The sequence below is a fragment of the Acinetobacter sp. A2 genome, assembly GCF_048537555.1.
Lineage (GTDB): Bacteria > Pseudomonadota > Gammaproteobacteria > Pseudomonadales > Moraxellaceae > Acinetobacter.
In genome coordinates, this window is the sequence record NZ_CP183239.1 from 554,820 (window position 1) to 578,164 (window position 23,345).

At 41.9% G+C, this 23,345-nt stretch carries 22 protein-coding genes and 1 pseudogene; 19 read left to right on the forward strand and 4 right to left on the reverse strand.

Annotated features, from left to right (window positions below; all coding sequences use genetic code 11):
* The first annotated feature begins 46 nt into the window (after positions 1 to 46).
* Entirely contained in the window at positions 47 to 1,321 is a 1,275-nt protein-coding gene (coaBC, locus tag ACNS8M_RS02550; protein ID WP_168418422.1) for a bifunctional phosphopantothenoylcysteine decarboxylase/phosphopantothenate--cysteine ligase CoaBC, read from the forward strand.
* Positions 1,322 to 1,401: 80 nt separating this feature from the next.
* Here the strand turns inward: coaBC and secB are convergent, their stop codons facing one another.
* Genes secB through ACNS8M_RS02565 form a run of 3 tightly spaced genes read right to left on the reverse strand, consistent with a single transcriptional unit; the run spans position 1,402 to position 2,592 of the window.
* On the reverse strand, positions 1,402 to 1,860 hold the full coding sequence (gene secB, locus ACNS8M_RS02555) for a protein-export chaperone SecB (protein ID WP_070153851.1): 459 nt from the start codon (positions 1,858 to 1,860) through the stop codon (positions 1,402 to 1,404).
* Between the two features lie 36 nt (positions 1,861 to 1,896).
* Entirely contained in the window at positions 1,897 to 2,151 is a 255-nt protein-coding gene (gene grxC, locus ACNS8M_RS02560; RefSeq protein ID WP_004976247.1) for a glutaredoxin 3, read from the reverse strand.
* Positions 2,152 to 2,184: 33 nt separating this feature from the next.
* Complete coding sequence (locus tag ACNS8M_RS02565; protein ID WP_168418423.1) at positions 2,185 to 2,592, reverse strand: rhodanese-like domain-containing protein; 408 nt, start codon at positions 2,590 to 2,592, stop codon at positions 2,185 to 2,187.
* A 269-nt stretch (positions 2,593 to 2,861) separates the two neighbouring features.
* On the opposite strand from ACNS8M_RS02565, the gene ACNS8M_RS02570 reads away from it, so the two are divergent.
* The 9 genes and pseudogenes from ACNS8M_RS02570 to ssb form a co-directional block, all read left to right on the forward strand.
* Positions 2,862 to 4,052 (forward strand): tyrosine-type recombinase/integrase, encoded by a 1,191-nt coding sequence (locus ACNS8M_RS02570; protein WP_419225081.1) that lies wholly within the window; start codon positions 2,862 to 2,864, stop codon positions 4,050 to 4,052.
* A gap of 141 nt (positions 4,053 to 4,193) precedes the next feature.
* Complete coding sequence (locus tag ACNS8M_RS02575) at positions 4,194 to 5,069, forward strand: DUF6387 family protein (RefSeq protein ID WP_419225082.1); 876 nt, start codon at positions 4,194 to 4,196, stop codon at positions 5,067 to 5,069.
* 86 nt (positions 5,070 to 5,155) lie between these two features.
* A complete protein-coding gene (locus ACNS8M_RS02580) occupies positions 5,156 to 5,449 on the forward strand; it encodes a helix-turn-helix transcriptional regulator (RefSeq protein ID WP_291338785.1) in 294 nt (97 codons plus the stop codon).
* A gap of 1 nt (position 5,450) precedes the next feature.
* Complete coding sequence (locus ACNS8M_RS02585; RefSeq protein WP_419225083.1) at positions 5,451 to 5,669, forward strand: helix-turn-helix domain-containing protein; 219 nt, start codon at positions 5,451 to 5,453, stop codon at positions 5,667 to 5,669.
* Complete coding sequence (locus ACNS8M_RS02590) at positions 5,666 to 5,905, forward strand: hypothetical protein (RefSeq protein ID WP_419225084.1); 240 nt, start codon at positions 5,666 to 5,668, stop codon at positions 5,903 to 5,905. Before ACNS8M_RS02585 ends, ACNS8M_RS02590 begins: the two co-directional genes overlap by 4 nt.
* A complete protein-coding gene (locus tag ACNS8M_RS02595) occupies positions 5,902 to 6,297 on the forward strand; it encodes a hypothetical protein (protein ID WP_419225085.1) in 396 nt (131 codons plus the stop codon). Before ACNS8M_RS02590 ends, ACNS8M_RS02595 begins: the two co-directional genes overlap by 4 nt.
* Positions 6,290 to 6,595, forward strand: coding sequence for a hypothetical protein (locus tag ACNS8M_RS02600; RefSeq protein WP_180054913.1), 306 nt, complete (start codon positions 6,290 to 6,292; stop codon positions 6,593 to 6,595). The genes ACNS8M_RS02595 and ACNS8M_RS02600 overlap by 8 nt, the downstream gene beginning before the upstream one ends.
* The gene (locus ACNS8M_RS02605; RefSeq protein ID WP_419225086.1) at positions 6,592 to 8,688 is read left to right on the forward strand and encodes a DUF3987 domain-containing protein; all 2,097 of its coding nucleotides are present in this window, start codon (positions 6,592 to 6,594) and stop codon (positions 8,686 to 8,688) included. Before ACNS8M_RS02600 ends, ACNS8M_RS02605 begins: the two co-directional genes overlap by 4 nt.
* A 246-nt stretch (positions 8,689 to 8,934) precedes the next feature.
* Positions 8,935 to 9,258: pseudogene (gene ssb / locus ACNS8M_RS02610) on the forward strand (single-stranded DNA-binding protein); the annotation flags it as partial.
* Between the two features lie 1,050 nt (positions 9,259 to 10,308).
* Here ssb and rsgA read toward each other — a convergent pair.
* Entirely contained in the window at positions 10,309 to 11,367 is a 1,059-nt protein-coding gene (rsgA, locus tag ACNS8M_RS02615; protein WP_168418424.1) for a small ribosomal subunit biogenesis GTPase RsgA, read from the reverse strand.
* Positions 11,368 to 11,489: 122 nt separating this feature from the next.
* Here rsgA and orn point away from each other — a divergent pair, with 122 nt between their 5' ends.
* The 9 genes from orn (at position 11,490) to ACNS8M_RS02660 (ending at position 23,328) form a co-directional block, all read left to right on the forward strand.
* A complete protein-coding gene (gene orn / locus ACNS8M_RS02620; RefSeq protein WP_004976254.1) occupies positions 11,490 to 12,047 on the forward strand; it encodes an oligoribonuclease in 558 nt (185 codons plus the stop codon).
* Between the two features lie 167 nt (positions 12,048 to 12,214).
* Positions 12,215 to 13,021 (forward strand): enoyl-ACP reductase FabI, encoded by an 807-nt coding sequence (locus tag ACNS8M_RS02625; protein WP_168418425.1) that lies wholly within the window; start codon positions 12,215 to 12,217, stop codon positions 13,019 to 13,021.
* A 183-nt stretch (positions 13,022 to 13,204) separates the two neighbouring features.
* Positions 13,205 to 15,949, forward strand: a complete 2,745-nt coding sequence (gene glnE, locus ACNS8M_RS02630) for a bifunctional [glutamate--ammonia ligase]-adenylyl-L-tyrosine phosphorylase/[glutamate--ammonia-ligase] adenylyltransferase (protein WP_419225087.1) — start codon at positions 13,205 to 13,207, stop codon at positions 15,947 to 15,949.
* Positions 15,950 to 15,982: 33 nt separating this feature from the next.
* Positions 15,983 to 16,909, forward strand: coding sequence for a branched-chain amino acid transaminase (locus ACNS8M_RS02635; RefSeq protein ID WP_168418427.1), 927 nt, complete (start codon positions 15,983 to 15,985; stop codon positions 16,907 to 16,909).
* A gap of 754 nt (positions 16,910 to 17,663) precedes the next feature.
* Positions 17,664 to 18,194 (forward strand): hypothetical protein, encoded by a 531-nt coding sequence (locus ACNS8M_RS02640; protein ID WP_168418428.1) that lies wholly within the window; start codon positions 17,664 to 17,666, stop codon positions 18,192 to 18,194.
* A 98-nt stretch (positions 18,195 to 18,292) separates the two neighbouring features.
* Positions 18,293 to 19,009 carry a molecular chaperone gene (locus ACNS8M_RS02645; protein WP_104852477.1) on the forward strand — a complete coding sequence of 239 codons (717 nt, stop codon included), beginning with the start codon at positions 18,293 to 18,295 and terminating at the stop codon, positions 19,007 to 19,009.
* A gap of 3 nt (positions 19,010 to 19,012) precedes the next feature.
* Positions 19,013 to 21,322 (forward strand): fimbria/pilus outer membrane usher protein, encoded by a 2,310-nt coding sequence (locus tag ACNS8M_RS02650; RefSeq protein WP_419225088.1) that lies wholly within the window; start codon positions 19,013 to 19,015, stop codon positions 21,320 to 21,322.
* 31 nt (positions 21,323 to 21,353) lie between these two features.
* Positions 21,354 to 21,779: a hypothetical protein gene (locus tag ACNS8M_RS02655; RefSeq protein ID WP_419225089.1), complete on the forward strand. Its 426-nt coding sequence runs from the start codon at positions 21,354 to 21,356 to the stop codon at positions 21,777 to 21,779.
* A gap of 265 nt (positions 21,780 to 22,044) precedes the next feature.
* A complete protein-coding gene (locus ACNS8M_RS02660; RefSeq protein WP_419225090.1) occupies positions 22,045 to 23,328 on the forward strand; it encodes a glycosyltransferase family 4 protein in 1,284 nt (427 codons plus the stop codon).
* Positions 23,329 to 23,345 lie beyond the last annotated feature (17 nt).

Below are 23,345 nucleotides of genomic sequence, written 5' to 3' on the forward strand. Positions count from 1 at the left end.
TTTAATGCTATTGTGAGCGCCACTGCAACAAAAAGGTGGCTTGTTTGTGAGCTTCGATTTAAGCGTCATCCCTCATAAAAACATTATTTTAGCTGTGACAGGCGGTATTGCGGCCTATAAAAGTGCGATTTTAGTACGTCGTTTAAAAGATGCGGGTTTTAGTGTTCGTGTGGTTATGACCAAAGGTGCGCAAGCCTTTATCACACCACTGACTTTTCAGGCACTGTCGGGTAATCCTGTGCATACTGAATTGCTAGATACCGAAGCCGAAGCAGGCATGGGGCATATTGAACTGGCTCGTTGGGCGGACTTAGTATTGGTTGCACCAGCCAGCTGTGACACCTTAGCCAAGTTTGCTGCAGGTCTGGCCGATGATTTACTCAGCACTTTATATTTAGCCACTAATGCCCCTGTTTGGGTAGCACCTGCCATGAATCAGCAAATGTGGGCGGCCAAAGCCACACAGCGTAATTTAACCACTTTGGTGGAAGATGGCGTGCATGTGATTATGCCTGACGCAGGCGAACAAGCCTGTGGCGATGTCGGTTTAGGGCGTATGCCTGAGCCTGAAGATTTAGCCCATCAGGTCACCCAGTATTTTCATCAGGCACAGCGTGCCTTGGTGGAAAAGTTTGGCATGTTAGCAGGAAAAAACGTCACCATTACGGCCGGGCCAACCCGTGAAGCTTTAGACCCTGTGCGTTATATTTCTAACCACAGTACCGGCAAAATGGGCTTCTCGCTGGCTGCAGCTTGTTATGCGGCAGGAGCAAAAGTTACGCTCATTACTGGCCCAGTGAGTTTAGATACACCGAATGGCGTACAGCGGATAAATGTATCTTCTGCTATTCAAATGCTAGATACCAGTTTGCAAATGCTAGAAAAGGGCTGTGATATTTTCATTGCTACAGCTGCAGTGGCCGACTACCGCGTGGCAGAAATTGCAGAACACAAAATTAAAAAGTCAGGCGATGAGCTGAATGTGGCCTTGGTGAAAAACCCAGATATTGTTGCGACTATTGCTCAGCAGGAAAAACGTCCATTTATGGTGGGTTTTGCGGCAGAAACTCGCAATGTAGAAGAATATGCAGCGGGTAAATTGGTGGCGAAAAAGCTAGATATGATTGCCTGCAATGATGTTTCCCGTGCCGATATTGGCTTTGCTTCAGATGAAAATGCCATGACCGTATTTTTTGCTGAAAGCTACCACATGGAAAAACGTGATTTGGAAAAAGCCTCGAAGCAAGAAATTGCACAGCAATTGGTTGAGGCGATACATGATGCTTTATATCGTGATCCATCACAGGATGATGAGTTTTAACCTTTATCGTATATCCATAAGTTAATGACATAAAAAAACCGCTGAAATTTCAGCGGTTTTTAGCTTAAATACAGCGTAAATTAAGCTTGGCCTTCTGCTGCAGCAGCTTGCGCACGTTGCATATTGGCTTCAAACTCGGCATCGAAGTTGATTGGGGTGAGCAATAATTGCGGGAAGCTGCCTTTGGTTACCATATCATTTACAGATTCACGTAAGAATGGGAACAAAATGTTCGGGCAGTATGCGCCCAGAATATACGGTAAACGCTCTTCTTCAACGCCATCAACTAGGAAAATACCAGCTTGGGTAACATCAACAATAAATGCAGTATCGCCACCGTTGTTGGCTTGAACCACAACTTTTAATGCCACTTCAAAGTGGGTTGGGTCTATTTTTTCTGCAGAAGATGACAGGTTAATGTTAAGTTCAGGCTGCCATTCTTTGGTAAATACTTGTGCCCCAGGAACTTCAAAAGAAATGTCTTTGGTATAAATGCGCTCTAATGCCAATTGTGGTTGAGCTTGTTGTTCTTCACTCATGTTAAATCCTTACGAGTTGGTTATATAGTGTTATGTTTATGCCAATAATTGATCGAGCTTGCCTTCGCGATCTAACGCATATAATTGGTCAAAGCCGCCAATAAACTGGTCATTGATGAAAATTTGTGGAACAGTACGATGATTGGTACGTTGCATTAATTCAACCCGTACTTCAGGCGCTTCATTCGACAAATTAATTTCTTTATAGGCAACGCCTTTACGCTCAAGGAGTTGTTTTGCACGAATGCAGTATGGACACACAGTCGTTGAATAAATAGTGACTTCAGCCATGATCGTTCTCCTTGCGAAAAATATGAGGGATAACTATTTGCTTTTTACTAAAGGTAAACCTTGTGCTTTCCAGTTGCTAATGCCGCCATCTAAACGATAGGCATCTGCATGAGCGACTTGTTGTAAAGCACTGCCTGCAACTTGACCTAAGTTACAGATAAAGACCAATGGACGATCTGAGGTTTTTAGCTCTTCAACATGCTTGGTAATTTGGCTATAGGGAATATTGCGGCTGCCACTGATATGACCTTCACGGAAATCTTTGGCATCACGTAAATCAATCAACATGGCATTTTTAGCTTTGACTAAAATACCCAAAGATTGTGGGGAAATTTTACGACCATTGCGTTGACCTTCTAACACAAAGAACAACACTACCAATACGGCCAGTGTCCCAAATAAGAAGGGATGATTCCCCATAAATTCGAACCAACGTTCCACAAGTCACCTAATTACAATTTCAAAATTGTTCAAGAGTATAGCGTATAAATATAGCAGTATTCTAACAAAAACCAACTATCACATGCCATAACTCTAAGCCTTTGCCCTAAAAGGTTTTAGGTTACTTTGTTGTGAACGTCAACAACATGCAATAGACTACGAAAACCACCTAAGCGGAGGTTAAATTGGAGGTTAAAAAAAATTGATTGCCATAAAATATTCAACCTCTCTAATGCCATGAAAATTAAAGAAATGTCGTGAGGTCGCCCATGCTGTCTAAATTGCAGATTGATGCTATCAAGCCAACGTCAAAAACACAGAAAATACATGACAGTGAGTTATTGTATTTATTTGTATCTCCGACAGGTCGCAAGACTTGGAAAGTGCTTTATACGCTTGATGGAAAGAAAAGCACAATCACACTGGGCGAATATCCAAAGGTGCTGAATGCTAAAGATGCACGTTTAAGACGTGACGAGATAAAAAAACAAATATCTGAGGGTATTAATCCGACTGAGCAAAAACGACAGGAAAAAATCAAAGACTTGTCAGAGATGAGCTTTGCCGACCTGATACGCCTTTATATGGAAAAGGTCACACCACACAAAAGGGGTGGGGCGGTAGAGGTCACTGTATTAAATGGTTATATAAAATCATTTCCCCGATTGATGAAAAAACCAGTAAACCAACTGGGGCAGCTAGATATGATTCAATTTAGGGATGAACGGTTGAAAAAGGTTAAGGGCGCAACAGTAGCTCGTGACTTAGGCTTACTGGGTGCTGTGTTCAAGTACGCACGACAAGAACTAAGAATTATGACTGAATCCCCTTTGCATGATGTAGCGAAGCCGAAGCAGTCACCGAGCAGAAATAGACGCATATCCCAAGATGAGATTGATAGAATCCTAGACGCATTCAAATATGATGGTATCTCTCAACCAGTCACCAAAAAACAGCAGACCGCATGGGTATTTCTATTTGCTATTGAAACGGCGATGCGAGCAAGCGAGATAACTAACCTAAAGTGGGCGGACGTTTACGACAGGCATGTTGAACTAGAAATCACAAAGAACGGTACAGCTAGAAAAGTCCCTTTATCTAAGCGAGCTATTGAGCTTCTAAGCTATATGCGAGGGATACATGAAACCGATGTTTGTACTGTGAAAAACCTAGTTGCAAAGGGCGAAGTGGGAGGAAACGGCTTATCTACAATTTTTAATCAGGTTGTGAAGCGTGAATTAAAAATTAATGACTTAACTTTCCATGACACCCGACATGAAGCCATTTCACGGATGGTTAAAAATGCAAAACTCCCAGTACAGGTACTGGCAAAAATCACAGGTCATAAAACCATTGGTATTCTAATTAATACCTATTACAACCCTGATATTGAAGAACTAGCCGACCACCTACACAAAGAGGATGACCCCGACATTATTCCATTTAAAAAGACAGTGTAAGCGACAAGCTAGGACGTTCAATGATTGGCAGTAACTTGTCATTTCGCTTATATTCAGATTGCTAGGTATAGGAGGCATCCGACAAGCAAGCACCCAACTTGTTTACCTAGCGACTTTTGGGGATGCTGTGGGAGGCATGAATTGAAACGCATAAGCGATAAAAAAAAGATACCTGAATTTTTTAATAATAAGAGATATGACGAATATTATAAAAATTTTGGTGTCGTGAGGCTAACTCACGAAATCCAAGATAGGCAAAGCACATCATTCCACATTAATTCAATATTTGAAGATGATTACGTCACCCCAGTCACAGAGGATGACCTCAAGAATAAAAAATTTATAACCATAAAGCGTTTTATAACTATTGATGGTAAGCGCGTTGAATATACCCCACCACCTCGAACTATCGAACAAATCATCGAGGATGATAAACAGTCACATCTACGATGGATTGAGAAGCGCACAGAGCCAACCACTTATATGGAACACCCGACACTAGGAACTATTAGAAAGAGTGGTCGATATCCTGAGATTTTTCCGCGCCTCCTATTCGATATTAGGCCATACATCCAACCAATCAAAGAAATGGCTGACGATATAGAAACGCGCTCTAAATATGCTCTTAGACGCAATGTAGATGAGTATGATGAGTACCCAGCAATTAGTATTAATCTTGATTTTTCGGATGATGCAATCATTGCAGATATAAAAAAGCATTTAAAAAAATTGAGAAAGCAACTAAAGCACAGACCAAAACTCTTACCGCCTAAAGAGTTTATAAGAAAGTTTAAAAACTTTAGGACGCTACAAGTCATTGATATTCTTTTGTGGCAGAGGCTAACAGACCAACACATTGAGTACGATACACTGGCAGAGTTCTTATTTCCTCATGGTCAATACACTGGAAAGCAATTGCGAGAAACAATCATACCTTTTGCAAAAAAACTCTTAAATTCAGGAAGTAATGAGAGCGCATATCTATTCTATTTATCAGATCAAAGTAGTGAAAAGTAATATTCATTCGATGTCACAACTCTAATAATTATTAAAAAACATACTGCACCCAAGCAATAACGCTTTACAACTTGCAAGGGTGCAACATGTCAGCACATGAAAAATACGCTCGTATTAAGCAATTAGCGAGCGCACCATCTACCCCCGAAAAAATCTACACCATCAAGACAGGCGAGAACGCAGGCAAGAAACGCAAAGTAAGCGCAAAGCCTGAGCGCATCGGATTGTTACCAGTGACCGAAAAAACAATATGGACTTGGGTGCGCGATGGGAAATTTCCTAAGCCGTTGAAGCTATCAAGCAACGTCACTGTATGGCGCATGTCAGAGGTCGAGGCATGGATTGAAGAACAAGCCGACATTGCAACAATGGAGGCTTAACATGAACAAAACTACTCAAGACCAAACCATCCTAAAACACCTCAAAAGCGGTAAAACCATCACACAGGCAGAGGCGGCTAACTCTTATGGCTATTACCGACTAAGTGCGAATATCGAGCGTTTACGCAAAGCTGGCTACGACATTGTGACCCATTACGAGAAGAACAGCCGATCTACTGGCACACATGGACGCTATGAACTTCGGGAGGGGGAAGAATGAAAGATTTTGTATTAGCTTCATACCGACCAATGAATGACACAGAAACCGAAGCACATTTAATCGTGAATGATGATGCAATGGTATTTGTTGAACTTGATGCGGTGGATGGTGCAGAGCTAGAGATTTTGGCGGCTCATGCACAATTAATGAAAAACCCCGATGCGGTGGACGTTTTGGCATTTCACTACGGCAGCTTAAAGACCTTGTTTGACAAGTTGGCAGAGGTGGCAGCATGAAAGAGCTATTTTTTGAAATGTTTAAGGGGCTACTTATAGGCATGTGTTTTGTTTTGTTTTGCTTTGTTATTGCAACTCTAAGCCGTTCCGCTTATGCTGTAGACCTCTCAAAAACCGTTAGCGTCACCCCACAACGTCATTGTGGTTTTATTGTGCCTAAGTTTTGCAAAGCCTCTCAAGCTGCGCAGAAAACAAGCGCAAGCGTTTCAGCTACGCATACAAGGCTGCAATCCCTCTATGGGGAGTGGACACTGCAAAATAAAATACCCCTTGTGGGAAATATGCAGGGCAGAACTAACGGTCTGAGAGTGGCACTTCCTACCAGTTTTATTTATCAAAATGAGCTGGCTTTTACTCAAAAACTACCGTTAGGAGGCAATTCTCATGCCTAAACAAATCAATTCTACAAATACACCTAAAAAATACGATGCTGGCGATATGCACGACATTCAGTCGTTGGCTGCGTATGACATGAACTGGATGCAAAGCGCACTAAACCGAGTCCGCCGTGACTTCATCAAGTTAAGTGCAGACTTACAGCAGCAAGGCATACATTCATGCCATTTCGATGAACTAAAAACCGCACTGGAAATGTATAGCTACCTAGCAGAGGAACGTCATAGCTTTCATGTGGAAATGTCAGAACAATATGAAAAAGAGTGGCAGAACACCAAAGGGGGTGCGGAATGAATGCAAAACACCCCGATATTTTAAACAAGCCAATACCTCTAGCAGTTAATATCGACCCAGTTACAGGGCATCGAGTGGAGTATTTATCACTAGATGATTTTGCTCAAAGCTGTATTGATGAATGCAGCCTAAAAGTGAAATCTGATGTTTATATCTGCCCAACAAAGCCAAGTTATAACTGTGAAAGTTGCGAAGCCTACACGCTCATAAATCCAAACAAATTGAGCGAGGTTGTTGGCTATGCAATCAAAGGAGTGGCGAAAAAATACGACACCACAACAACACCATTTAAAGAAATAGACAGCCAACAAGTGTCTTTCATTATTGGTAAAAAAGGATTGTTTGCAAGCGGTTTAAATAAGCCTCACTTATCGTATGTAGTCGGTACAAATGATATGGGTGTATTTATTCAACTTGCTAAGGCAGGCAAAGCGGTTTTGCTGCATCAAAGTTTAGATGAAGCGTACAAGATTTTAAACAGTGGTATGCCTAAAACTGTTTTTAGATTGATTGCAGGCAAGATTCCACCAAAAGAAAATACTGATTTATTTGTTCAAGTGGATGACTCTTTTAGAGCGTTTACCTCTCAACAAATAGAAATGTTTTTTCTTGAGAAACGGAAGCAAATTATTGAATCAGGTGCATTCAATCAAGATGCAGATTCTCAACAATGGGGCGAGTTGCTGCCACTACAGCAAGCGGAATCAGTAGCAAGCAACCCTTACCCTATTGATGCACTGCCCTTATTGGCAAAAGAAGCGGTTTTGGCTATTTCCGAGCATGTGCAAGCACCCATATCTATGACTGCTCAATGTGTTATTGGTGCAATGTCACATATTGCTCAAGCCAAAGTAAATGCACCCGATAGATTCAAAGCACACGGCGAGCCATGCAGCTTGTTTTTGCTTACTGAGGGGCAAAGTGGCAGTCGTAAGACTACGAGCCGAAATCTAGCAGATCGGGCAATTTTGGACCATGAGCGCAAGCAATACGAAATCTACCGAACTGAACTTGAGCAATGGAAAAGTGGGTGTGCTGGATTACCTAAAAAAGAACGTGAGGCATATTGTGCTGAGAATCCCCCACCCAATGACCCAAGCACGTTATACAGCGACATTACCCTAGAATCTATTGCAGGGTTGTTTATTGATGGAATCTTGCAAAATGCTTCTATTTCAAGTGATGAAGCAGGGCAATTTTTCGGTGGGCATACTATGAAAGCCGATACACGTAACCAAGCATTAGGCGGTTATACAAAACTGTTTGATGATGGGTATGTGGAACGTACACGCTCAAAATCAAACTTAAACGGTAGTGGTCGGGCGCATGATGTGAGATTGACTTTCAACCTACAAGGGCAGCATGAAGTTTTAGCCGATGCCATTAAAGACCCAGTGCTAAGGGGGCAAGGTTTTTTGCCTAGATTCATCTTAACCAATCCTGAGAACTTGGCAGGCACACGCCTACAGGATGCAGCCTATAGAGCGAAAAATGCCAACAAAGACCACAGGCTTATTGCTTACTGGACACGCTGCGAATCATTACTCGATAGCTGCCCACAAGTGCAATCAGGACATGAGTTGCACAATGGGCGTTATGTCATACCTATGAATGAGGAAGCCATAGAAATTGATGCAGAGTTTTATAACGTCATTGAATCGCTACAACGTGCAGGCAAGCGTTTTGAGTACCTACAAGCGTTTGCTAGTCGTGCAAGTCAATTGGCACGCCGTTTAGCTACTGTATTTGCGTATTTTGAGGGATTGGAACAGATAGATGCTAAAACCCTCAAGGGAGCTTGTGAAGTGCTTAAACACTCTTTAAATGAGTGGGCAATGTATGCAGACATTGAAGTCAAAGCGGAAAGTGATGCTGAGAGGCTGATTAAATGGATTATCCGTAAGTGTGCAAAGGATAAGACAGACCGACTTGCTTACTCTTATATACAAACCTCATGCCCTAGACCGATGCAGAAAAATAAAAATCTCCTAGAGATGGTTATTCAACAGCTAGAGGATTCAAACCATATCAAAATTGAATCACTAGGGCGCACAAGATACGTTGTAATTAATCCTTTATTACTGGAATCGTGACTAAGTGACTAAGTTAAGCCGAAACCCTTATACAGCAAGGCTTTTCACTTAGCAGTCAGCAAAAATGGCTTTGACTAAATGACTAAATGACTAAGTGGATGACTAAACCATGTATTCATTTAGTCACTTAGTCATTGTGATATTTAGTGACTACTGAACGCAAAGCCTTATATATAAAGGCATACAGAGCAATTTAGTCATTTAGTCAGCTTTTTAGATAAATGAAATATATTAGAGAATTGAACAATGGCGAATGTGAATAAATCAATCGTGATGGGTGTGCTAGGTCGTGACCCTGAAACAAAACAATTCCCCAACGGTGGCAGCGTTACAAATTTCAGCGTTGCAACTACCGACCACTGGAAAGACAAAGCCACTGGCGAGCGCAAAAGTGCTACAGAATGGCACAGAATCACCACTAACAACCGACTGGCCGAGATTGCTAGTCAGTACCTCAAGAAAGGCAGCAAGGTTTATATTGAGGGCAGCATGAGAACAAGGAAGTGGAAAGACCAAAGCGGTGCAGATCGTGAAGTCACAGAGATAAAGGCAGATATTCTGCAATTGCTGTGATGAAGTTTATTCACCTTTCCGACCAACGGTAATGTAGTGAGTGATACGCCGTTCTATACTGAGTTTAGAAAGTTGCTATAGTTTAGTTTTGCCCATACTCCCCAGTGTGGGTTTTTTTTTGGCTGTGATTCAGTATTCAAGTATTACTTGATAACTGGGTATCTTAGACCGCATTAGATCGGTACAGTCTAATTAGACAAAAACGCTTCTTTCATAGGGTGAGTTTCGCAAAATCATTTCTTTCATAGGATTGTTTCGCAAATGCACCCTACTGGATTTCAAATCCGAAAGGGCAGCTTTTTGAATGTTGAGTTTTGCTAAGTCCGAGCAGTAAACGGAAAGTAGTATTTTGTAGTAATCAGGGCCGTAATGATTTCAGGTTTTATCAGGTTCAATCGTTGGGTTTTGTTGGGTTCACAATGTGAGGTTTTGTGAGGTTGTGAACTTAGGATTACTTAGGATTTCCGCAGTCTGCAATACTAAGTTTTACTAAGTCCAAACCATAACAATTGATAACAGGCGCAGCGTTTTGAATGTCAACAATTGTTAGCAGCAAGGCAGAATCAAATCTAGTGGTAATCTTGGGGTTCTGAACGGAACGAAAAATTGCGCTGAGTTTCGCAACAACTACGCGCGCGCACGCGAGGGATGGATGCAACTGTGGTTTTGACCTTTAAAATCCCAATAGAGTTACAGCGTGATTATTCGTGCGGTTTACTGCTACAAATAACCTGAACATAGGATTACCCCCCCACTGTGGGTATGGTCATCTTGACCACACTTTAAATGTGACCAAGTGAGTACCTGAGCCACAAATAAGAGGAGCAGATCGAATATTTAGTTTTTCGCTCCACCAAAATGAGGAAGCGAAAAAAAATAATTTATTGCTCAAAAATGGGGGGTACAGAACACGAATGGAGGTTAAATTGGAGGTTAAAATTTTAACTCATGTAAATAAACCCAGCAAAAACAATAATATACAGATTTAATTGATTGCATAAATATGGCGATCAAAAACACCGCTTCAAGGGCAGCGCCATAATAAAATTAATTTTTTTGTTGCGCTTCGGCAATTTCATCACAGAGTCTTAAATAACTGTCCAAACGACGCGGCAAAATTTCACCCTGTGCGGCTGCCTGTCGCAACGCACATTGCTTTTCGTGTTTATGGGTACAGTTACGGAATTGGCAATGTCCCAGCAAATTTTCAATTTCAGGAAAACCGTGCTGAATTTTATCTGCACTTAAATGCCACAAACCAAATTCACGAATACCTGGCGAGTCAATCAAGGCAGCGCCTTCGCCAAAGCCAATTAAGCGGGTAGAAGTGGTGGTGTGCTGCCCAAGGGCTGAGTTTTCCGAAATGATATTGGTCTTTTGCGCCGCTTCTGGCACGATGGCATTAATCAGCGAGCTTTTGCCTACGCCAGATTGCCCCACAAAGGCTACAGTTTCACCTGCTAAACGTGCGGCTAAATGGTCTAAATTGCCATCGGACTGGGTTTGCATAACTTCATAGCCCAAGGCCTGATATTCCTTAAGCAAGTCTAAAATTGGGTCGTTTTCTTGCAGTAAATCAGATTTGTTTAAGACCAATAGGGCTGGAATGTCTGCATCGGCACAGGCAACCAAATAGCGGTCAATTAAGCCCGGTGCAGGTTCAGGCAAAGGCGCAAACACAATAACAATCAGGCTGATATTGGCGGCAACAGGTTTGACCTTATGGTAGCGATCTGGTCGGGTCAGCAAAGACTGACGTGGATGAATCGCGCTAATAATGCCCAAACCTGTATTTGGGTCGGCCTGCCATTTCACTCGATCTCCCGTCACCAATAATTCTAAATTGGTACGGGTGTGACAGCGCCAAACACTGCCAATTTCAATGGGTTTCCAAAAAGGCTCTGGTTCGCCTGCTTGGACTATAGGCTTTTCAGGATGAATTTCAGGGACAGATAATGCTTGCACTTCCAGTTGACGGCCATAGTGTTGTACCACCAAGCCTTCTAAATCATGTGAGGTGTCAATATCTGCCTGACGTGACTTGTGTTGTTTTTCAATTCGACGTTGCTGCTGTTCAGTCAATCGACGTTTACGAATTAAAGCCATTCATATCCTAAAAACCATGAGCTCAGGATGGCAAAAATAGCATGAAGCGGGGGCACAGTTACAGCCAAGAAGCAAGAAATTTGCTACTATGTTGTTTTTAAGCCGAATAAGATTGCACATTTATGAGCAGCACGCCTGATACTCGCCTGATTTGGATTGATTTGGAAATGACCGGTCTAGATACCGACAATGACCAGATTATTGAAGTGGCCACCATTGTGACCGATGATCATCTGAATATTTTGGCAGAAGGGCCTGTGCTTGCAGTGCATCAACCTGACCGCATTTTAAATGCTATGGATGAGTGGAATACGCGTCAGCATGGGCAGTCAGGTTTAATTGAGCGTGTGCGCCGCAGCAAACTCACTGCGCAGGATGCAGAACAGCAAACCATTGAGTTTTTAAAGAAATGGGTGAATCCAAAAACATCCCCAATGTGTGGTAACTCAATTTGCCAAGACCGCCGTTTCTTGCACCGTTTAATGCCTGAATTGGAACAGTATTTTCATTACCGTAATTTGGATGTGTCTTCAGTCAAAGAACTGGCAAAGCGCTGGCGCCCTGAAATTATGAGCGGTTTGAAAAAGAACGCTTCGCATTTGGCGATGGATGACATTCGCGATTCGATTGCCGAGCTGAAATATTACCGCCAATATTTTTTTATTATGAATCAAGACTAAGCTCTATATACACACGCAAAGCTGTGCGGATGTTGCAAAAAAGAGGCAATCGCCTCTTTTTTTGTTGCCAAGTTTTTACATAATCTGCAAAAAAAGGCGCATTATGCAATTTCACTCTGTGTTCAGAATTGGCATGATACAGCGAAATATATCTAGGTGAGTTTCACATGGCACAAGGTCTTTTGGCGGGTAAGCGTTTTTTAATTGCAGGTATTGCAAGTAAATTATCTATCGCATTTGGTATTGCACAAGCATTGCATCGTGAAGGTGCAGAATTAGCATTTACTTATCCGAATGAAAAACTCAAAAAACGTGTTGATGAATTCGCTGCACAATTTGGTTCAAGTATTGTTTTGCCATGTGATGTTGGTGTAGATGCAGAAATTGAGCAAACATTTGCTGAATTGGCGAAACACTGGGATGGTTTAGACGGTTTGGTTCACTCTATTGGTTTTGCACCTGCACATACTTTAGATGGTGACTTTACCGATGTTACTGACCGTGATGGCTTTAAAGTTGCACATGACATCAGTGCTTATAGCTTAATTGCAATGGCACGTGCTGCAAAACCATTATTACAAGCTCGCCAAGGTTGCGTATTGACGCTGACTTATCAAGGTTCTGAACGTGTTATGCCTAACTATAACGTGATGGGTATGGCCAAAGCTTCTTTGGAAGCAGGCGTGCGTTATTTAGCTTCAAGCTTGGGTGCGGAGGGTATTCGTGTAAATGCAATTTCTGCAGGTCCAATTCGTACCCTTGCAGCATCAGGCATTAAATCATTCCGTAAAATGTTAGACCTGAATGAAAAAGTTGCACCGTTAAAACGTAACGTGACGATTGAAGATGTTGGTAATGCCGCATTATTCCTATGCTCACCATGGGCCAACGGTATTACAGGTGAAATTCTGTATGTCGATGCAGGCTTTAATACTGTAGGCATGAGCGCAGATTTAATGCTAGATGCTGAATAAGCATTGCATCTAGTAAATCAAACCGAAGTTTAGGCTTCGGTTTTTTTATGGGTATATTTTCAAAATAGAGATATTTTACAGATCACTGCAATTTTATTTCCTTGTTGCAGGCAACTGCTGTTATAACTAGAAAGTTGTCTTTTGACAAAACTTTAAAATAAAGCTCGGTTTAAGGTTGTGAAAATGAATGCGGAACAATTGCAAAAAACATTACATGCCAGTCAATACGCAGAACAAGTCTTGGCAAATCACGAAGCCTTGTTACAACAGGATTATGCAATTGACCAATTTCTGAAACCACTGAGTGCCGATTATATTCATCAACTGGTCATTTCGACTTTACAAGACATCAGTGATGAAACCCTGTGGATGAAAACCCTGCGCATTTTACGTGCGCGTTTAATGTTCCGCTGGATTTGGCAAGATGCCAATCAACTGACCGATGTGGTGACACTGACGCAAGAACTTTCTGATTTTGCCGATATTTGTGTGCAAGTGGCCAAAGATTTTGCGCGAGTTCCGCTGGTTGCCAAACATGGTGAACCAATGGGATATAACAGCAAAGTGCAGGATTTAATTGTGGTGGCTATGGGTAAGCATGGCGCACAGGAGCTGAATTTATCCAGTGACATCGACCTGATTTTTGCTTTTGATGAACAAGGCGAAACCAACGGACGCAAGTGCATTGAAGTACAGCAATTCTGTATTTTATGGGGACAAAAGCTGATCTATCTGCTAGATCACATCACTGCAGATGGTTTTGTATTTCGTGTTGATATGCGTTTACGTCCGTGGGGCGATGGTTCAGCTTTGGCCATTAGTCATGTGGCATTGGAAAAATACTTAAGTCAGCATGGACGTGAATGGGAGCGCTATGCATGGATTAAGGCACGTATTATCACGGGCGGGCAAGAAGGCGATGAACTGTTGGAGATGACCCGACCTTTCGTATTTCGTAAATATGTCGATTACACTGCCTTTGAAGCCATGCGCGAAATGAAAGCCATGATTGAGCGCGAAGTGCAGCGCCGTAATATTGAAGACAATATTAAACTGGGTGCGGGGGGAATTCGTGAGGTTGAGTTTATCGTACAGGTTTTTCAGCTGATTTACGGTGGCTCAAAGCTGGAATTGCAAGACCGTCAATGTTTAGTCAATTTACGCCATTTGGGTGAGGCAGAATTATTAGAGCCGCAAGCGGTGCTGGATTTAGAAGATGCCTATTTGTTCCTGCGCCGGGTTGAGCATGCTATTCAAGCCTTGAATGATCAGCAAAGCCAAGCCCTACCTACCGAACCTGAACTACGTGCACGTATTAGCGATACCTTGGGTTTTGCTGACTGGGACAGCTTCATGCAGACCCTGAATGAAAAGCGTGTCAAAGTGATTTATCAGTTTGAACATTTAATTAAAGAAAATGAACCCGATTCCTTGCTAGAAAATTATAGTCAGCTGGAAAAACAACTGAATGCGGTACTGGATGATCAAGCGAAAAACCTAGTACATGAGTTTTGGTATGGGCACGGCATAAAAAAACTCACAGCCAAAGCTTTACAGCGTTTAAAAACCTTTTGGCCACACTTGATTGAAGCGGTGTTGCAATCAGAACATCCACAAATGGCATTGATGCGTTTAATGCCATTGGTGGAGTCTGTACTACGCCGTACTGTGTATTTGGTGATGCTGATTGAAAGCAAGGGAGCTTTACAGCGCTTGGTAAAAATGGCCACGGTCAGCCCATGGATTTGTGAAGAACTGACTCAATATCCTGTGTTGTTGGATGAATTTCTATCTATGGATTTTGAATTGCCGAGGCGTAGTGATTTGGAAGATTCGCTACGCCAGCAATTGCTGCGTATTGAGCTGGATGAAGTTGAAGATTTAATGCGGGTGCTGCGTTTATTCAAAAAATCCAATGTGCTCACGGTTGCAGCCAGTGATGTATTGGCAGAAAGCCACTTGATGAAAGTGTCCGATGCGCTGACGGATATTGCCGAAGTAACAGTAAATGCAGCGTTGCAACTGGCGTATCAAATTACGGCTAAAAAGCATGGTTATCCGCTCGACAGTGAAGGGCAGCGCTGTGGTTTAGAACATAATGCTTTTGCGATTATAGGCTATGGTAAGGTCGGTGGGATTGAGCTGGGTTATGGTTCAGATTTGGATTTGGTCTTTGTGCATGCCATGGATGAACAAGCCGATACCGATGGGATGAAACCCATCAGTGGTTTTGAATTTGCCATGCGGGTTGCGCAAAAGTTTATTTCGCTTATGACCACACAAACCCTAGATGGCCGTGTCTATGAGGTCGATACCCGTTTACGTCCATCGGGTGAAGCAGGTTTATTGGTCACCAGTTTGCGAGCTTTTGAACAATATCAGCTTAAAAGTGCATGGTTGTGGGAGCATCAGGCCTTAGTACGTGCGCGCAGTATTGCGGGCGAGCAACGTTTACGTGACAAGTTTGAAGTATTGCGCTGTCAGATTTTGACTCAGCCACGTGAAGAAGCACATGTGCGCAGTGAAGTGCTGAAAATGCGTCAAAAAATGAAAGATCATTTGGGTTCATCCAAAGAGCAAAAAAAAGATGGAATTTTTCATTTAAAACAGGATGCAGGTGGTATCGTTGATATCGAATTTATGGCACAGTATGCGGTATTAGCCTGGAGTGGGTCGAATCCTGATCTCGCCCATTATTCCGACAACGTAAGAATCCTTGAAGATGCCGCAAAAACAGGTTGCTTATCCAGCGACGATGCGACAGCATTGATTCAAGCTTATCTCCGTGAACGAGCCGAAAGCCACCGCTTAGCCCTTGCAAATCAATCCATGCAAGTCAATGCTGCGGACTGGTACGATACCCGTGAGGTCGTTTGCAAGTTATGGCAAAGATTAATTGATCCGACTGCAATGTCTGCGTTGGATTAAAATGACTATGTATAAACATTTGGAGTGTGTGCCATGAATTTGGCTGATCGTGATGGTTTTATTTGGCAAGATGGACAATTGGTTGACTGGCGTGATGCAAAAATTCACGTCTTAACGCATACCTTACACTACAGTATGGGTGTGTTTGAGGGTGTCCGCGCTTATGAAACGCCAAACGGAACTGCGATTTTCCGTCTTCAGGACCATACTAAGCGTTTGTTAAACTCTGCCAAAATTTATCAAATGAAAGTACCATTTGATCAAGCAGCTTTAGAGCAAGCGCAAATTGACGTGGTACGTGAAAACAAACTTTCATCGTGCTACTTACGTCCATTAATCTGGATTGGTTCTGAAAAATTGGGTATCGCTGCAACCAATAACACCATTCATGCTGCTGTTGCCGCTTGGGGTTGGGGTGCATATTTAGGTGAAGAAGCGATGGCCAATGGTATTCGCGTTAAAACTTCATCGTTTACGCACCATCATCCAAACGTGACTATGTGTAAAGCCAAAGCTTCTGGTAACTACACTTTGTCTATTCTTGCACACCAAGAAGTCGCGCAAGCAGGTTATGATGAAGCGATGTTGATGGACCCACAAGGTTATGTATGTCAAGGTTCTGGTGAAAACGTATTCTTAATTAAAGATGGCGTTTTACATACACCAGACATCGCAGGCGGTGCTTTAGATGGTATTACGCGTCAAACAGTGATCACTATTGCTAAAGACTTGGGTTATGAGGTGGTTGAACGCCGTATTACACGTGATGAATTCTACATTGCTGACGAAGCATTCTTTACAGGTACAGCAGCAGAAGTTACCCCAATTCGTGAATACGATGACCGTGTAATTGGCTGTGGTTCACGTGGCCCAATTACCACTGAAATTCAAAAAACTTTCTTTGATGCAGTTCAAGGCAAGAATGACAAATATGCACATTGGTTGACTTACGTTAAATAAGTCACGCGTGTGTACCTGAGTCTATATTACTGACTCAGGTGTGATGACCCCATTCAGGCAGTGGCTTGAATGGGGTTTTGTTTTGTCTGCTATTACGTTATTGAACGGCTAAATTTCTTGGGAGGTTTATTTCTCACGTTACAGACATAGATGAATGATCAACTGTTTCTTCGTTGAGCTGGTGATGTACTAATTTGATCTTTTGGATAAATTCAGCCGCCCAAAACATGGCTTTTTTATAGCGAGAGGCAATCCCTACAATTGGTGAGATTTGATTTTAAAAAACGCTCAGTCTGTCGAATGTGATAGGAGATAGTGAATCAAATACGTGAAAAGTGTAGTAAAAATTAGACTAGAAACCGAATTTTGACCATTCTTTCAAAAATAAATCCACTTAAAATGTAACAAAAGTTAAAATAAAAATGTTATTAAAGTTAAATAAAAACAATGTGTTGGTTTAAATGTAAATAAATATATATTTTTCATTATCCCTAAAATTTGGATCACAAATTTTGGGGAGTGAGCTGCTCCCTAGTTTTTTGCGATGTCATTTAAAACAGTACTTTAATCTCGTAATTTGCTGAAATTCAAAGTTTATTAAAAATTGTGTGAAATGGGGCGTATAGATGGATTTTTGTGAGAAATACCTAAAATGAAGAAACTTGCTAAGGATTGAGTTTCAATAATTCTAACGATATCTCAAGCGAGTGAATGATTAAAAAATGGTTTTTTATAAGAGTTATGGAGAAGTGACATGTCTAAATTTATTAAAACTGCTGCTGCTTTGATGGTTTTCGGAGCTTTTTCAACGGTAACAATGGCGGGTGGTAATCATCATCCTAAACCAAACCCTAAGCCAACCCCAGTATGTAACGAAGGGCCATGTACAGGAAGTATTCCAATTCAAGTGATTGTGCCTAAGCGCTGTGAGCTGAAAGTGAAAACACCAAGTATCTCATTAAAAGATGGTGCACAAGCTTCTGGTCAATTTATGGTTGGGGCGAATGCAAACTACAACTTATTGGTCGATACCGACAACCGTGTTGGTGGAGGCAAAACAACCAAATCTGCAGCCAAATCAGGTAATCATGCAGTGGGCTTAACGGTTGAAACCAAACGTGCGGGTTCACCATCTTTGATTCAGTTAAACGATCAGCAAACCAATATTGCGCCAGGCAACAATGGCTGGAGTACTTACAATGTCTTGGTTAAAAGTGACGGTGTAGGTATTTCTAAACCAGCGGGTACCTATACCGATAAATACAACATTCGAGTGTCATTCTAATTCACTTGAACGCAATCTGAATCAGTTGGCTTTACCGACAGGGTGGAGTCAACTTTTTAGTCTAAAGACAAGCGTAATCAGACATTGTTGGGGGATGCATGAAAAAATTATTGAAATATGTGCTGGTCGCAAGTTGTTTATGTGCAGAGGCAGTTTATGCAAATTTGGTGATTTCACCGACTCAAATGTATTTGGGCGATAAAGCACGACAGCGCAGTGCAACAGTAGTCATGGAAGCCACAGATCTTACTGAACCGAAAAGCTTTGAAATGTCTGCCTACAAATGGTCGCAAAATGCACAGGGTGAAGATGTGCTAGAACCAGAACAAGACATCTTAATTAATCCTAAAAACTTTGTTTTACAACCGAATGCACAACAAGTGATACGCGTAGGTTTTAGCCGACCACTTTCTAAGGAAGAAATGGCGCAAGAAAAAACTTGGCGTATTGTTTTTAAAGAAATTGCCCCTGTGGTGGAAGAAGACGCTCTCCAATTTTTATTTACGATTTCTGTTCCTTTATTTGTGGGTAAGCAAGATGCCATTCAGGTGACTGCAACCCCGCGTTATCAAAACGACCATTTGTTTTTAGAGATAGAAAATCATGCTGCATCGCATGTGCAAATTTCTTCAATCAGCATTTTAAACCAACAAAAACAACCCATCGCAACCACACGTGAAATGAAATATTTGTTAAATCAACAAAAACACAGCTTTGATATGGGGCAAATCAAACTCAGTGATTTGAAAAATTACATACTCAAACTTGAAACAGATAAAAGTGAGCAAGCCATTGAGTTAAAAATGAAGGGCTAAATCATGCATAGAACTCGACTGTTTTTTGCGCTGCAATGTGTCCTGTGGGGGATACCATTACCCGCCAATGCTGCCAATACTGAAATGGCATTGAATAGTGTCTGGCTAAATGGCGTAGATCGTGTCATTGAAAGTCTAGTGTTGCAGCAGGATGGGCAACGCTATATGGAATGCGAGGTTTTGCAACAACTCGGTTTACAGCAAGACCGTTTACAAAAACACAGCGCACAAACTCAGTTCTGTTCTGTAACCACCAATGAAATTCAGTCTGAGCAAGATTTTGCGCTGCAAGCGATTAAATTAACTGTACCTGCCAGCTATTTTATAGATGCACAATTGAGCCAAACCCATGCGATTCCGTCTAAAGCAGAGTTGGGCGGTTTTTTAAATTATGATGTGCTGTATGCACGTTATGATAATTACAATGAATTAAATGGCTTGGCGGAGCTTGGTATTTTTAAGGATTACTGGATTTTTAAAAATGGCATGATGTATCGCAAAGAGGCAGAACAAGATCAAGATAAGCTACTGCGTTTGAATACCAGTTTTGAAATAGAATTTCCATCACGTTATCAGCGTTTAACTTTGGGCGATAACACCAGTGTTTATAATCCATTATTAGATAGCTTTAGATTTGGCGGTGTGTCTTTTGGGTCAAATTTTAGTAGTTATCCAGACTTTATTTATTGGAATGTGCCGACTTTAAGAGGCAGTGCCGTACTGCCATCTACCGTCGATCTATACATTAATGGCATCAATCTATATCAGCAACAAGTGACGCCTGGGCACTATACCTTAAATACGGGTGCAAATATTCAGCAGTCGGGCGAGGCGCAAGTGGTGGTGGAAGATGTATTGGGAAATCGTACCGTGCAATCTTTTCCAGTTTATGTCACCACGCAACTACTCAAACCAGGACTGAACGAATACAACTTTTCTGCAGGAAAGCTGCGTTATGACTACGACTACGTGTCGGATGATTATCGGGAGTTTTTTGGCAACCTTTATTTCAGACGTGGAATTACAGACAGCACGACTTTAGGAACCAATTTAAGTTATAGCAAAGATGTGCAGAATGTCGGGTTGCTATGGACGCAATCTCTCAGCAAATATGCCTTGTTAGATACGCATGCTGCGTCTAGCCACAGTGATTGGGGCGATGGTTATACCTTTGGCGCTTCGTTAAGCCGTAATGGAAGTCGGGTTGCACTTGGTGCAAGTCATAAATACTACAGTCCTGAATATCGTGGTTTGGGTTATAGCGATATGACACAAACAGTGGAATACGACAACTTAGCTTATGTCAGTATTTTCAATATTCCTTTCATTAATACCTTAAATGTGAACTATCTGGAGCGCCGTTATTATCCCAATGCAAATAATAGCTTTGCAGATAGTCAAATGCTTACAGTCGGTTTTTCTCGTATGTTTGGGCGTCAAACTTCATTGTCGTTTTCATATTATAAAGATTTGAAAATGCAGGATAGCGACGGGGCATATTTAACGCTGAATTATCAATTTGACCAACGCCGCAGTGTGCAGCTTTCACATAATTTTGATGAGCAAACCCAGTTGCGTTATGCACAGAGCAGCCTGACGCAAAATGGTGTGGATTACACTCTTGCTGTGCGTCATCAACAAGCAGAAGGGGATGTAGGAGTAAATGCCTATACCGCCCTGAAAATGCCGATGGGCAATTTATATTTAAGCCACGATGAAAGTGAGAGCTTTAGCTACAGTCAAGCCAATTATCAGGGTGCAGTAGTGTGGTTAGACCGTAAATGGGCCATGACCAAATACGTAGACAATGCTTTTGCTTTGGTGAATGTTGGTGATATTCCAAATGTGGAAGTACAACGTGCCTTAACACCTGTTGGTAAAACCAATCAACACGGCTATGCGTTTGTGCATGACATTGTGCCTTACGTCAATTACGACGTGTCTTTTGATCAAGACCAGTTAGATCTGTATGACAGCTTTGAATATTCAAGCCAAAAAGTGATTGGCATGAATCAACGCGGCTATAAAGTGAATTTCCCTGTTCAGCGTACAGGATTGATCATATTGCGTTTACTCACGCCCGATCAGCAGACCTTTGTGCAGGGCAGTGAAGTGTATTTAAGTGATGATGCAACCGAATTTGTACCTGTGGGCAGCGATGGAAAAGTACATTTATATGGTGTGAAAGCAGGCAGTTATACGCTGAAGGTTAAAACCAAAGGTGGAAAAGTTTGCCATAGTTCACTTGAAGTCCCTCAAATTAAAGCAGGCACTGTTCCACAAACCAGACAGTTAGATTTGATTTGTCAGTAAGTATATCAGCAGGATGATTGAGGATGAGAACATGAAAAGATTAGGGATGGTAAAAAAATTAAGTCTAGTGCTGTGTGGATGCTGGATTTGTTTTCCTGCACAGGCTTGCACCATTGGTTCAGTCAGTGAATCTTTATTGCAAATGAGTTCACAATACCGTAGCCAGACCGCAACCAGTTTTAATGTGCGCTGTGACCGTGGTTATAGCATTCAGTTCAGCAGTCGTAATTTACGTGACAAACATGGCAGCAGCTTTGTGAATAATGGTTCACACCGTTTACGCACCAGTATGAGTATTATGGGAGCAAAAACAAATTTGTGGAACACGCCTATAGCAGGGCATGTTTCTACGACAGGACATAAATACAGTGTCGCGGTACGCTTGGATGAACAACCGAGTTTGACAATGCCAGCAGGGCGTTATACCGATGAGTTGTATATTAATTTACTTTTTTAGAGGGCTTAGATGTGCGGCAGATCAGGTATTCAGCAAACAAGATATTCAGCAGGCAGGTATCCAATATCTGCTTTTTTTATCTATTTAGGGTGAATGACAGCAAACGATTTACATTAAATTTATACATAAAACTATGTGTGCAAAACTAGGTATAGGCGATCATCGAGTTGTTAAAAAAATGACAAATGTGTCACCAAAGCATCATATTACTGCAATGCAGCTGCTCTATGCTAGCAAGCATAAAATAAGAATTGAGCAAAAGGCGATGAGCAATGTATTGGCAAAGCAGAGCAGTAAATTAGAGCGTTACAGCGATGCATTTAAATTTCATTTCAAACAAGATCAAAAACAAAAAAGCAGCCAGCCTACCTCTGAACTCTCAGACCTTGTCCGTCCACGTTTAAAAATTGCCCTTGTAACAGAAACTTGGCCACCTGAAATTAATGGTGTGGCACGTTCACTGTTGCAGCTTTGCAAAGGATTGCAGGAACTTGGACACAAAATTTTATTGATTCGCCCTGAACAAAAACAAGCCTGCACTCAATTCCAACCGTATCAAGAATGTCTGGTAAAAGCACAAGCCATTCCTAAATATCATAATTTACAATTTGGCTGGCCGCAGTGGTCTAAACTTTCGCAGGCTTTAGATGAGTTTCAACCTGATGTGGTGCATATCGTGACTGAAGGTCCTTTGGGTCTAGCTAGTTTACAAATTGCAAAGTCCAAAAATATTCCAATATCGAGTGGTTTTCACTCTGCTTTTCAGGATTTTAGCCGTTTTTTCGATTTGGCATTTTTACTCAAACCCATTCAGCACTATCTAAAATGGTTTCATAACAATACATCGCTGACTTGTGTGCCAAGTAGCCACACCGAAAAATCATTGCGTCAGTTTGGCGTGCAAGGGCCTTTAGTGGTGGTTGGGCGTGGTGTCGATGTTGAATATTTTTCCCCGTATTTTCGTTCGACCCAACTGCGAGCAAGTTGGGGTGCCAGTGAAAACACGCGGGTGATGTTGTATGTCGGGCGTTTATCACCTGAAAAAGAAGTCAATCTTATTATTAATGCCTATCAGCGTATGCCAAAAAATACCGAACAGCCTGTGAAATTGGTGATTGTTGGAGATGGGCCAGACCGTGAACGTTTAGAAGCCATGAACGCTCAGGGAGATATCATTTTTACAGGTAGTTTAAGTGGCACAGCACTTGCACAAGCCTATGCCAGTGCTGATGTATTTACCTTTGCCAGTCAGGTCGAAACCTTTGGCAATGTGGTATTGGAAGCCATGGCCAGTGGTTTACCTGTGGTTGCTTATGACTATGCTTGTGCCAATTTACACGTTCGTCCAACTGAAACAGGCTGGCTCAGCCCTTTGGGACAGCATACACATTTAGTCGGTCATATTTACCGACTTCCCGATATTACAACCCTTAGACAAATGGGCGAAAAGGCCCGCAAAGCGACTTTAAATATTGGCTGGCAACACCCAGTCCAACAATTTGAGCAGGCGTTATATCAAGTGGCAGAGGAGCGATACATGCCATCTTAGTTATGCGCCAAAAGGAG

Coding starts and splice junctions, on each gene's coding strand:
- secB (WP_070153851.1), bottom strand. CDS start 1,860: ATGAGTGAAGAACAACAAGCTCAACCACAATTGGCATTAGAGCGCATT.
- grxC (WP_004976247.1), bottom strand. CDS start 2,151: ATGGCTGAAGTCACTATTTATTCAACGACTGTGTGTCCATACTGCATT.
- ACNS8M_RS02570 (WP_419225081.1), top strand. CDS start 2,862: ATGCTGTCTAAATTGCAGATTGATGCTATCAAGCCAACGTCAAAAACA.
- ACNS8M_RS02580 (WP_291338785.1), top strand. CDS start 5,156: ATGTCAGCACATGAAAAATACGCTCGTATTAAGCAATTAGCGAGCGCA.
- ACNS8M_RS02585 (WP_419225083.1), top strand. CDS start 5,451: ATGAACAAAACTACTCAAGACCAAACCATCCTAAAACACCTCAAAAGC.
- ACNS8M_RS02590 (WP_419225084.1), top strand. CDS start 5,666: ATGAAAGATTTTGTATTAGCTTCATACCGACCAATGAATGACACAGAA.
- ACNS8M_RS02595 (WP_419225085.1), top strand. CDS start 5,902: ATGAAAGAGCTATTTTTTGAAATGTTTAAGGGGCTACTTATAGGCATG.
- ACNS8M_RS02600 (WP_180054913.1), top strand. CDS start 6,290: ATGCCTAAACAAATCAATTCTACAAATACACCTAAAAAATACGATGCT.
- ACNS8M_RS02605 (WP_419225086.1), top strand. CDS start 6,592: ATGAATGCAAAACACCCCGATATTTTAAACAAGCCAATACCTCTAGCA.
- rsgA (WP_168418424.1), bottom strand. CDS start 11,367: ATGGCTTTAATTCGTAAACGTCGATTGACTGAACAGCAGCAACGTCGA.
- orn (WP_004976254.1), top strand. CDS start 11,490: ATGAGCAGCACGCCTGATACTCGCCTGATTTGGATTGATTTGGAAATG.
- ACNS8M_RS02625 (WP_168418425.1), top strand. CDS start 12,215: ATGGCACAAGGTCTTTTGGCGGGTAAGCGTTTTTTAATTGCAGGTATT.
- glnE (WP_419225087.1), top strand. CDS start 13,205: ATGAATGCGGAACAATTGCAAAAAACATTACATGCCAGTCAATACGCA.
- ACNS8M_RS02635 (WP_168418427.1), top strand. CDS start 15,983: ATGAATTTGGCTGATCGTGATGGTTTTATTTGGCAAGATGGACAATTG.
- ACNS8M_RS02640 (WP_168418428.1), top strand. CDS start 17,664: ATGTCTAAATTTATTAAAACTGCTGCTGCTTTGATGGTTTTCGGAGCT.
- ACNS8M_RS02645 (WP_104852477.1), top strand. CDS start 18,293: ATGAAAAAATTATTGAAATATGTGCTGGTCGCAAGTTGTTTATGTGCA.
- ACNS8M_RS02650 (WP_419225088.1), top strand. CDS start 19,013: ATGCATAGAACTCGACTGTTTTTTGCGCTGCAATGTGTCCTGTGGGGG.
- ACNS8M_RS02655 (WP_419225089.1), top strand. CDS start 21,354: ATGAAAAGATTAGGGATGGTAAAAAAATTAAGTCTAGTGCTGTGTGGA.
- ACNS8M_RS02660 (WP_419225090.1), top strand. CDS start 22,045: ATGAGCAATGTATTGGCAAAGCAGAGCAGTAAATTAGAGCGTTACAGC.